An 11,280-nucleotide genomic window follows, 5' to 3' on the forward strand; every position below is an offset into this window, starting at 1 on the left:
GTCCTTATATTTAAAGAGGCGTGCCAGATGTTTTACCTGAGCCAGTTGGTTTTTGCCAGTTCGATTACCTCGTCACCACGGCCATTAATGATGGCGCGCAGCATATAAAGACTAAAACCTTTGGCCTGTTCCAGCTTGATCTGCGGCGGGATAGCCAGCTCCTCTTTGGCGACCACCACGTCCACCAGTACAGGGCCATCGAGTGAAAATGCGCGTTGTAGCGCCTCGTCCACGTCGGCGGCTTTTTCCACCCGAATACCGGTAATGCCGCAGGCTTCGGCGATGCGGGCGAAATTTGTATCATGCAGTTCAGTGCCATCCGTCAGATAGCCACCGGCTTTCATCTCCATCGCCACAAAACCCAGCACGCTGTTGTTAAAGACCACAATTTTGAGCGGCAACTTCATCTGTACCACTGACAGGAAATCCCCCATCAACATGCTGAACCCACCGTCACCGCACATTGCCACCACCTGACGTTCCGGCGCAGTGGCTTTAGCGCCCAGCGCCTGTGGCATGGCGTTGGCCATAGAACCGTGGTTAAACGACCCCAACAGACGCCGCTTGCCGTTCATTTTCAGGTAGCGTGCTGCCCAGACGGTAGGCGTGCCCACGTCACAGGTAAAGATGGCATCGTCGTCGGCGAAATGGCTGATCTGCTGCGCCAGATACTGCGGATGAATGGCTTTGTCGCTCGGTTTCGCCAGGTCGTCCAGCCCTTTACGCGCATCGCGGTAATCGCTCAGGGCTTTATCAAGGAACTTACGATCGGTTTTTTCTTCCAGGTGGGGCAGCAGCGCGGCAAGCGTCGATTTGATATCGCCCACCAGTGCCATATCTACCTTGCTGTGCGCGCCAATACTCGCCGGGTTGATATCAATCTGAATGATTTTGGCATCCGACGGATAGAACGGACGGTAGGGGAACTGGGTGCCAAGCAAAATCAGCGTGTCGGCGTTCATCATGGTATGGAAACCGCTGGAGAAACCAATCAGCCCGGTCATGCCCACATCGAACGGGTTATCGTACTCCACGTGTTCTTTGCCGCGCAGGGCGTGGACAATCGGCGCTTTAAGTTTGCCGGCAAATTCCAGCAGCTCTTTATGCGCGCCCGCACAGCCGCTGCCGCACAGCAGGGCGATATTGCTGGAGTAACGCAGCAGTTGAGTCAGCTTTTTCAGCTCTTCTTCGGTGGGGGTAACAACGGGCTGTGGCGCGTGATACCAGTGGGTGCTGGCGCTTTCAGGCGCGGCTTTCAGCGCAACGTCACCGGGTAAAACCACCACCGATACCCCGCGATTTAGTACCGCTTTGCGCATGGCAATCGCCAGCACCTGAGGGATCTGTTCCGGGGTGGAAACCAGCTCGCAGTAATGGCTGCATTCACGGAACAGCTCCTGAGGATGCGTCTCCTGAAAATAGCCGCTGCCAATCTCTGTTGACGGAATATGTGCGGCAATCGCCAGCACCGGAACATGGTTACGATGACAGTCAAAAAGACCGTTGATCAGATGCAGGTTTCCTGGCCCGCAGGAGCCTGCGCAAACGGCAAGCTCGCCGGTCAGCTGTGCCTCTGCGCCTGCGGCAAATGCAGCCACTTCTTCATGACGGGTTGGCATCCATTCGATGGTTTTCATCTTGTTCAGGCTATCGCTTAACCCGTTCAGGGAATCCCCGGTAACACCCCAGATACGTTTTACGCCAGCCTGTTCAAGGGTTTTTGCGATGTATGCAGCCACAGTTTGTTTCATGGTGATCCTTCTCCTGTTTGTGATACCGCCTACAAGCTTAGATGAAACTCGCCGCAACGCCCGATGGATCCCCCTTATTTAAAGGTGCTTTTCATTGGTTACTATTCGTCATAATCTGATGATACCTCGGGTAAAAACAGGAATAATTTCAGATGGTTAAAGCAATGTTAATTGCTGTTAATAAAAAGCTAGCGTGCGACGATCTCGGCAAACTCTTGTTACGACTTGCCGTGGGTGGGCTGATGCTGTTTCACGGCCTGCATAAGCTGTTTGGTGGCGTGGGATTCATTAGCGGGATGCTGGTGGAAAAAGGGTTACCAGGGTTTATCGCCTACGGTGTGTTAATTGGTGAAGTGGTGGCCCCGGTGCTGATTGTTCTGGGTCTTTTCACGCGTCCGGCGGCACTGGTGCTGGCGTTTACTATGGTGATTGCGTGGCTGATGGTGGGAACGGGTAAAACCTTCGCGCTGGATGCGGTTGGCGCATGGGCCATTGAAAGCCTGGTGTACTTCTTTATCGGCGCACTGGCAGTGGCATTTTTAGGGGCAGGGCGTTACGCAGTGGGGAAAGACCCCGCGTATAAGTAATCGGGGTTTGAAGTTGTAGGCCCGGTAAGCGCAGCGCCACCGGGCTGTCTTTTTTATGCGAGAACCAGGTCACCCTGCGGATGACATGAGCACGCCAGCACGTAGCCTTCGGCGATTTCCGCGTCCGTTAACGTCATGGTGCTGGTGACGGTATAGCTGCCATCCACCACTTTTGTTTTGCAGCAACCACACACGCCAGCGCGACAGGCGGCAACAACGGGGACTTTGTTGCTTTCAAGCGCTTCCAGCAGCGTAGTGCCTACGCGGCCAAAGAAGGTCTGAGCCGGTTGCAGCTTCGTGAACTTCACGCCACTGGTCGCGGCTTCCGCCACCGGGGTAAAGAACTGCTCTTTAAAGAAGCGGCTAACGCCCAGCGCTTTCACTTCGTCTTCCACGATATCCATGTACGGCGCAGGGCCGCAGGTCATCACGGTGCGGGACGCGATATCCGGCACGCTTTGCAGCAGCTCACGGCTCAGGCGACCGGCAACAAAACCCTGTGTTGCGTTATTTTCAGCTACCAGCGTTACCGGGTAATTACGCCATTCGTCGGCAAAAATCACATCTTCCGGCGAACGCACGCTGAAGATCACCTGCACATCGGCCTGCGGACGATTTTTTGCCAGCCAGCGACGCATCGACATCACCGGCGTAACCCCACAACCCGCTGCCAGCAGCAGGAATTTATCTTCCGTCTTATCATCACAGGTGAAATCACCCTGTGCATCAGACAGCCAGATATAATCCCCGCGCTTCACATCGCGGGTCAGCCACTGTGAACCCGCACCGTCATCAATCCGACGGATGGTGAGTGTAATGTATTCGCTCACACCCGGCGTAGAGGAGAGGGTGTAGGCGCGCAGGGTGTTTGTGGAATTGCGGACACTGACCAGCGCATACTGACCTGCACGGTACGGATAGTAGTCATGGCACAGCAGTGACAGCGTCCACACATCCGGCGTCTCCTGATGGATGTGATGAACCTGCATCCGCCACGGACATTGTGAGGTTGGCATCGTCATGAATCGCTCCTTATGCACTCAGCAGCTGCTGCATATCTTCTTCAACGGTGGTGACCGAACGCAGACCGAATTTCTCGTTCAGCACGGCCAGCAGGTCTGGCGTCAGGAAGCCTGGCGCAGTTGGGCCGGTCACGATGTTGGTCACACCCAGGGAGAGCAGGGTCAGCAGGATGACAATTGCTTTCTGTTCGAACCAGGAGAGCACCAGTGACAGCGGCAGATCATTCACGCCACAGCCCAGTTTTTCCGCCAGGGTTACCGCCAGAATGATGGCAGAGTAAGCATCGTTACACTGACCGGCATCGACCAGGCGCGGCAGGCCTTCGATGTTGCCGAAGTCCAGCTTGTTGAAACGGTATTTCCCGCACGCCAGAGTCAGGATCAGGCAGTCTTGCGGAACGCTGGTGGCGAAATCGGTGAAGTAGTTACGCTCACCGCGTGCGCCGTCGCAGCCGCCGATCAGGAAGATGTGGCGCAGTTTTTCACGGCTGACCAGATCAATCAGGGAATCGGCCGCACCCAGCAGGGTTTCGCGGCCAAAGCCGACGGTGATCAGGTGTTCGATTTCGCTGTACGGGAAGCCGGCCATCTGCTGCGCCTGGGCGATAACAGGTGCAAAATCGTCACCTTCGAGGTGGCTCACACCCGGCCAGCCGACGATGCTGCGGGTCCAGATGCGGTCATCATAGGCACCCACGGTTGGGTCGATGATGCAGTTAGAGGTCATCACGATTGGGCCAGGGAAGCGGGCAAATTCAACCTGCTGGTTCTGCCAGCCGCTGCCGTAGTTCCCGATCAGATGTTTGAATTTACGCAGTTCCGGATAGCCGTGAGCAGGCAGCATTTCACCGTGGGTGTAGACGTTCACGCCCGTGCCTTCGGTCTGTTTCAGCAGGTTGTACAGATCTTTCAGGTCATGGCCGGAGATCAGGATACATTTGCCTTCGGTCGCTTTGACGTTGACCTGGGTTGGGGTTGGGTGACCGTAGGTGCTGGTTTCACCGGCATCCAGAATGCTCATGACTTTGAAGTTCATCTGGCCGATTTCCATTGAGCACTCCAGCAGAGCGTTCATATCGGAAGGCCAGGTGCCGAGCCATGCCATGATTTTGTGGTACTGGGCGTAGATATCGTTGTCGTACTGGCCGAGCACGTGAGCGTGTTCCATATAGGCCGCAGCACCTTTCAGACCGTACAGGCACAGCAGACGCAGGCCGAGAATGTTCTCGCCAATCGCCGCTTTGTCTTTGTTCGGGGTAAATTCTGCCGCCTGACGCTGCAAATCGCCCAGGTCGTCGCTCACCAGCTGAAGGCTGGCCATTGGGTTATCCACACGGGCATTCGCGTCTGCATTCAGGGATTGTGCTTTCAGCGCTTCGCGCAGGGCGATGGCTTCACGGGCATAACCGACAATGCGAGGGGAATCAAAGTTTACGTTCGTCAACGTGGAGAAAAATGCGCGAGGTGCAAAGCTGTCTACGTAGTGGTCGATAATGCCGTATTCACGGGCTTTAAACGCCCATGCAGAAAGACCTTGCAGGGCAGCAATCAGCAGGTCCTGGAGGTCTGACGTTTCTGCCGTTTTGCCGCACATACCCTGCGCGTAGGAGCAGCCATTGCCTGCCGGGGTACGGATGGTTTGTTCACATTGCACACAAAACATAATCACACCTGTTAAAGTTATATTTGATATACATCTTTAAGATTATGCTTGTGCCAGAACGGTGAAAAGCCCTTTCTGCTACAAAATAGAGGGATATTGATTTAGCGCAATTTTGGCGGCAGACAGGCTACCGCCAAAGAAGTATCAGGCGGAGAAGAACGCCATCAAAACAGGAACCAGCAGGCTTAAAATAAAACCGTGCACGATGGCGGCAGGCACCATCTCCAGCCCACCCGAACGCTGTAATACCGGCAGGGTAAAGTCCATCGAGGTTGCGCCGCACAACCCCAGTGCGGTGGAGCGACTGCGACGCACAAGGCCCGGGATCAGCATAATGGCTATCAACTCACGCGCCAGGTCATTAAAGAAGGCTGCGCTGCCAATGACCGGGCCGAAAGATTCAGTGAGCAGAATACCCGACAGCGAATACCAGCCAAACCCGGAAGCCATCGCGAGACCTGTTTTCAGCGGCAGGTCGAGAATAAAGGCATTAATCACACCTGCGACCATTGAACTGGCAATCACCACCACCGCAACCATCATTCCGCGGCGATTAAGGACAATCTGCTTCAGCGTCATGCCATTATTTCGCAGCTGAATACCGATCAGGAACAGGAGGAATATCAGGGTATATTCGCTGGCTTCTGTAGCGTGTTGTAAAAATGCCCATCCGGTTAATCCCAGCAGGAAACCCAGTACCACCACACCGCACAGTTTTAATGATTCCAGCGCCATTGCAATTCGCGAAGGCAACTTTTCCTGATGGTGATGATTTTTCCATGGAATAGTCCGTTCGAGCCAGAACAAGGCCGCGATATTGCACAGCAAAATAACCACAACAGTCACGATGGAATAATGAAGGATTGCAAGCAGATTGACGGCCAGGTTATCCAGGAAAGCCAGGCTAATTCCCATAAAGAATAGAATGACGTAGACAATCCAACTGAGGAAGCGATTGATGAGCCTTAATGCTGATTCACGATGAAGCGGAATAAGGTAGCCCACAATCAGGGGCAGCAGAATGATTAAGAGTCCTGAAAACATGAACAGCCGGGTCCTTATGGGTATCTGTTGAGCGCCAGAGACACTACCCAATAAAGGCTGTCCAGTAAAGCGGCAAAAGAAAGCCGGGTGGCGGCTACGCCTTACCCGGCTTGTGTAGGTGGTGCGGTCTGATGCCCTCACCCCGACCCTCTCCCGTGTACGGTCCGGGGACATGGTAGACAGGTGTTCGGGGACATGGTGAACACTTTTTAACATCCTTTACCCATGGTGATCGACTTTTTCTTCAGGTCGATCACCCCCACTTTCGTGCTGTACCACCACACCTCGTAGCTGCCGTCTTCCTGCATCTCCTTCAGCCCGACCCGTTCTCCCCTGAACGCCTTGCCTGCGCTCAGACTTACCCCTTTCACGCTCAGCTTTCCGCTGATATCCACTTTCCTGACCATCACGCCCTCGTCGTATTCCGGGGGCGTGGTGTTGCCGCTGTACTGCCGCTCTGACGGCTTATACCGCGACCCCGGTACCGCCATATCCAGCGCCTCATGCGGGCGTTCAAGGTTATAGACTGTCCGCCAGTGGTCGAAGGCGCGCTGCAGTTCGCCCCCGCTCGCGAACCACTTCCCCTGCAGCACTTCTGCCTTCAGGCTCCGGTGAAAACGCTCCAGCTTACCCTGCGTCTGCGGATGATACGGCCGGGAGTGCCCCACCCGGATACCCAGACGCATCAGCCACAGCTCCAGCGCCGTCCAGGTGCCGGTGGTGTCTCCCCACGGAGAACCGTTGTCCATCGTCATCCGGTCCGGCAGGCCGTAGCGCTCAAACACGCTGACCAGCTGCTGCTGCACGGTCTCGCGCCGTTCATCGGTACAGTGCGCCAGGCACAGGGAAAATCGGGAGTGGTCGTCCAGCAGGGTGAGCGGATGGCAGCGGCCGCCTCCAAAGGGAAAGTGGCCCTTAAAATCCATCTGCCAGAGGCGGTTCGGCGCGTCATGTTCGAACCGTCCCGTGGCGGGAATGCCCGGTGAAGTGCCCGGCAGCAGACCGTGACGGGCCATGAGGTTATGGACGGTGCTGAAGGCGGGCATGGTGTGCCCCTGGTCTTCCAGCCAGCGCTTTATCTTGCGTGCGCCCCAGCGTTCATGGCGGTCATGCGCCATACGCAGCAGGGCAGTGATGTCGTCAGATGAGCGGTTCGGGGAATGGTGCGGTATGCGCGGGCGGTCCTGAAGGCCGGAGGCCCCTTCCTCCGCCCAGCGGCGAAGCCACTTATAGCCGGTGGCAGGTGAAATGCCGAAGCGACGGCAGAGGGAACGGATGTTCGCCCCGTCCTGCGAGGCGAACAAAACAAACTCGGTACGTAATGACATGGTATCTCTCGCATCCCAGGACATAAGCGACTCCATAAACGGGTTCTTATGCCTTAGTTGTAAGTGTCTACCATGTCCCCGAACAAGTGTTCACTATGTCCCCGGACCGTACACCCGGTGGGAGAGGGAGAAAACAGTTAATCGCGTTTTTCCAGCAGAGTGCGGTAGAGCACGCCACCCAGAATACCGCCGATGATTGGCATCACCCAGAACAGCCACAGCTGCTCAAGCGCCCAGCCACCCTGGAAAATCGCCACGGCGGTACTGCGCGCCGGGTTTACCGAGGTATTGGTTACCGGAATAGAGATCAAGTGGATAAGCGTCAGAGCCAGACCAATGGCAATGGGCGCGAAACCGGCGGGTGCATGTTTGTCTGTTGCGCCGTGAATAACCAGCAGGAAGCCTGCGGTCAGCACAATTTCAATGACGATGGCTGACATCATGGAGTAGCCGCCTGGAGAGTGCTCACCAAAGCCGTTAGATGCAAAGCCGCTGGCTGCTGCGTCAAAGCCTGCTTTACCGCTGGCAATAACATACAGAACACCCGCAGCAATAATGCCGCCAATAACCTGTGCAACAATGTAGCCAATAACGTCTTTTGCCGGGAAGCGACCGCCAGCCCACAAACCTAATGTCACTGCCGGGTTAAAATGACCGCCAGAAATATGTCCAACCGCAAACGCCATGGTTAATACGGTTAAGCCAAATGCCAGAGCCACACCGACAAAACCAATCCCTAATTCTGGAAATGCTGCTGCCAGAACTGCGCTGCCGCAGCCACCGAACACCAGCCAGAATGTACCAAAACATTCTGCCGCTAATTTTCTGAACATAACCACCTCAATAATAAATTTCCGCACACTTTCCCGCATACGGGTTATATCGTCATAAAGGGATGACGACTCAAAGAGTCATTATTTTAGAAACCAACAACACCCCTTCGCCACTTAAATAAATTCGATAAATTTGATTTAAGGCAATGTGATGTCAATCCTTGTTCAAAATGAAGGTTAATACAGCATAGTCCACTTCTCGGGCGGTAGTATCTTGTGTGGTAATTCCTATTTCAAATGAAACGTTGCGGGGAAATTCTGATTTTTTCGTGCGGCTTCGGAATAACTGAGGTGTATTACAGTGTTATGCAGGGCTTCCTCCCGCTATACTCCTGATAACTTGAAGGAAAAAGCGACCTATTCGCGGGGGATTTATGCTTCTCGAACGTGTGGATATTGTGGGATTTCGCGGTATTAACCGCCTGTCGCTGACGCTTGAGCAGAACAACGTTCTGATTGGGGAGAACGCCTGGGGTAAGTCCAGTTTGCTGGATGCGCTCACGTTGCTGCTGTCACCGGAGGATAAACTGTACCACTTTGTGCACGATGACTTCTGGTTTCCTCCGGGCGATGTTACGGGGCGTGAAAAGCATCTGCATATTATTCTGACGTTCCGGGAGGCAGAACCGGGCCGACACTGTGCGCGCCGCTTCCGCCCGATGTCGCCGTGCTGGGTTCCCTGCGATGACGAATTCCACCGTATCTTCTATCGCCTGGAAGGCGAGCTGGGCGAAAACGACACCGTGTTAACCCTGCGCGAGTTCCTTGATGGGAAAGGTAACCCCATTCCGCTGGATAACATCGACGAACTGGCCTACCACCTTATTCGCCTGACACCGGTACTGCGTTTGCGCGATGCGCGATTTATGCGCCGTATCCGTAACGGCACCGTACCGAATATGCCGGAAGTGGAAGTCACCGCACGTGAACTGGATTTCCTGGCACGCGAGCTGGTTTCTCGCCCGCAAAATTTAACCGACGGCCAGATTCGTCAGGGCCTCTCGGCGATGGTGCAACTGCTGGAACACTACTTTTCCGAGCAGGGGACCTCGCAATCTCGCAACCGCCTGATGCGCCGCCGTTCTCATGATGAACAGCGAAGCTGGCGGTATCTCGACATTATCAACCGGATGATCGACAAACCCGGTGGGCGCAGTCACCGGGTGATCCTGTTGGGGCTATTTTCCACACTGTTGCAGGCGAAAGGTACTGTCCGGCTGGACAGGGACGCCCGTCCGTTGTTGCTGGTGGAAGATCCTGAAACCCGTCTGCATCCCATTATGCTTTCCGTCGCGTGGCATTTACTGAATTTGCTGCCGCTGCAACGCATCACGACCACCAACTCCGGGGAACTGCTGTCGCTCACGCCCGTTGAGTACGTCTGCCGTCTGGTGCGCGAATCCTCACGCGTTTCTGCTTATCGGTTAGGGCCGGGTGGGTTAAATGCGGAAGATGGCCGCCGCATCGCGTTCCATATCCGCTTTAATCGCGCCTCATCGCTCTTTGCGCGCTGCTGGCTGCTGGTGGAAGGGGAAACGGAAACCTGGGTCATTAACGAGCTGGCGCGCTTGTGTGGGCACCATTTTGATGCCGAAGGCATTAAGGTGATTGAGTTTGCCCAGTCGGGGTTAAAACCGCTCATCAAGTTTGCCCGTCGGATGGGAATTGAATGGCACGTTCTGGTAGACGGCGACGAGGCGGGTAAAAAATACGCCGCTACCGTTCGCAGCCTGTTGAATAACGAGCGGGAAGAAGAACGCGACCATTTGACCATGCTCCCGGCCATGGACATGGAACACTTTATGTATCGTCAGGGATTTGATGACGTTTTCCACCGTGTAGCGATGGTGCCGGTCGATGTGCCGATGAATTTGCGCCGGGTGATCGCGAAGGCAATTCATCGTTCGTCAAAACCGGATTTAGCCATTGAAGTGGCAACAGAGGCAGCGAGAAGGGGTGTGGAGTCAGTGCCAACGCTACTGCGGAAAATGTTCTCCCGCGTGCTGTGGCTGGCACGCGGGAGAGCCGATTAAGTTCGGCTTGCCTGGATAACCTGATCGGTCAGGCTATCCAGCAGCTCATAACGGCGGCGATACTCAGAGCGCTTTTTGCTCGCAATCTCTTCCATCGGTTTGCGCGGCATCGTGAGCGGCAGAACGAAGTTGCCGTTATCACGTTGCTCACCACCAATGGAAAGCCAGAAGCTGTCGTAATCTGCCAGCAGTTTGCCCTCTTTTTTCTTGCGATAACGCCAGCTGCGATAGATGTGGGTGGCGTTACTCACCGCGACAATCTGCTCAACCGGGAAAGCGGTTCCCAGCGTCATCGCGGTTTCAACCAGCAGACGTTTTGGGAACAGGCCGTGACAGGCTTTCGTCGCCCCCTGAATCAGCTCGTGAGGTACATGGGCTTTTGCACCCTGCAACCCGCCAATAAAGAGCGTGGATTTCCCTTCGAACTGACACAGTGTAAAAGTTATCTCAGCCAGAACGGTGTTCTGATGGTCGCAAAACGCCAGTGTCGCTTCACCTTCTTTATCGAGGAAGGCATCGGCGCACAGACGCACGGTAAATTGCTGTTCATCTTTGCCTGTTAGGGTCAGCAGCGTCATGCCGGGTTTAGACAAATAGCCGTTCATCAGGGTTGCCGGAAGATGGCGACTCATCGCCTGGTAATGCCAGTTGAGAGACTCAAGCGCGTGCTGGCGGGTCATATTGACCGTCAGCCACGGGCGATGCAGACGACACGGCAGACCAGGCTGCACCTGTAGCATTTGCATTAAGCGGGGTTGTTTTGCCAGGTTTGCCAGCAGACGCGCGGTGCTGAATGGCGTTGCCAGCGAACGTAACATGAATTTACGTCGATAAGAGGGGTTATGCCACGCAAGTCCGGGCGTGAGATTGCCAAACGCCAGGTTTTTGAACAGCTGCCAGCCGGATTTGGGTTGCGGCTGATGTGAAAAAGGTGTGTCGACGATGGAAGACATGATAGATCTCGCTTCTTTTGGCAGACCTTTATTTCAGCAGGAGGTATATCAACATCTCGTAAACAA

9 protein-coding genes are annotated in these 11,280 nt (G+C 55.0%); 2 read left to right on the forward strand and 7 right to left on the reverse strand.

All coding sequences use genetic code 11. The annotated features are described in order from the left end of the window. Positions 1-32: 32 nt before the first annotated feature. Positions 33-1,751, reverse strand: coding sequence for a ubiquinone-dependent pyruvate dehydrogenase (gene poxB, locus HV107_RS17930; protein WP_182060201.1), 1,719 nt, complete (start codon positions 1,749-1,751; stop codon positions 33-35). Positions 1,752-1,903: 152 nt separating this feature from the next. On the opposite strand from poxB, the gene HV107_RS17935 reads away from it, so the two are divergent. Continuing rightward, positions 1,904-2,338 carry a DoxX family protein gene (locus HV107_RS17935; protein ID WP_182060202.1) on the forward strand — a complete coding sequence of 145 codons (435 nt, stop codon included), beginning with the start codon at positions 1,904-1,906 and terminating at the stop codon, positions 2,336-2,338. A gap of 53 nt (positions 2,339-2,391) precedes the next feature. On the opposite strand, the gene hcr is transcribed toward HV107_RS17935, so the two are convergent. The 5 genes from hcr to aqpZ all read right to left on the reverse strand — a co-directional run bounded on the left by hcr (position 2,392) and on the right by aqpZ (position 8,228). Next, entirely contained in the window at positions 2,392-3,360 is a 969-nt protein-coding gene (gene hcr, locus HV107_RS17940; RefSeq protein WP_182060203.1) for an NADH oxidoreductase, read from the reverse strand. A gap of 10 nt (positions 3,361-3,370) precedes the next feature. Continuing rightward, on the reverse strand, positions 3,371-5,023 hold the full coding sequence (gene hcp, locus HV107_RS17945; RefSeq protein WP_182060204.1) for a hydroxylamine reductase: 1,653 nt from the start codon (positions 5,021-5,023) through the stop codon (positions 3,371-3,373). 144 nt (positions 5,024-5,167) lie between these two features. After that, positions 5,168-6,067 (reverse strand): lysine exporter LysO family protein, encoded by a 900-nt coding sequence (locus HV107_RS17950; protein WP_182060205.1) that lies wholly within the window; start codon positions 6,065-6,067, stop codon positions 5,168-5,170. 209 nt (positions 6,068-6,276) lie between these two features. Further along, a complete protein-coding gene (locus tag HV107_RS17955; RefSeq protein ID WP_182059485.1) occupies positions 6,277-7,431 on the reverse strand; it encodes an IS481 family transposase in 1,155 nt (384 codons plus the stop codon). Positions 7,432-7,532: 101 nt separating this feature from the next. Further along, entirely contained in the window at positions 7,533-8,228 is a 696-nt protein-coding gene (gene aqpZ, locus HV107_RS17960) for an aquaporin Z (RefSeq protein WP_014069553.1), read from the reverse strand. Positions 8,229-8,602: 374 nt separating this feature from the next. On the opposite strand from aqpZ, the gene HV107_RS17965 reads away from it, so the two are divergent. Further along, the gene (locus HV107_RS17965; RefSeq protein ID WP_182060206.1) at positions 8,603-10,261 is read left to right on the forward strand and encodes an ATP-dependent endonuclease; all 1,659 of its coding nucleotides are present in this window, start codon (positions 8,603-8,605) and stop codon (positions 10,259-10,261) included. Here HV107_RS17965 and HV107_RS17970 read toward each other — a convergent pair. Next, positions 10,258-11,214 carry a VirK/YbjX family protein gene (locus HV107_RS17970; protein WP_182060207.1) on the reverse strand — a complete coding sequence of 319 codons (957 nt, stop codon included), beginning with the start codon at positions 11,212-11,214 and terminating at the stop codon, positions 10,258-10,260. The two genes, HV107_RS17965 and HV107_RS17970, sit on opposite strands and share 4 nt — an antisense overlap. Between the last annotated feature and the right edge of the window lie 66 nt (positions 11,215-11,280).

It is taken from the genome of Enterobacter sp. RHBSTW-00175, from assembly GCF_013927005.1.
Taxonomy (GTDB): domain Bacteria; phylum Pseudomonadota; class Gammaproteobacteria; order Enterobacterales; family Enterobacteriaceae; genus Enterobacter.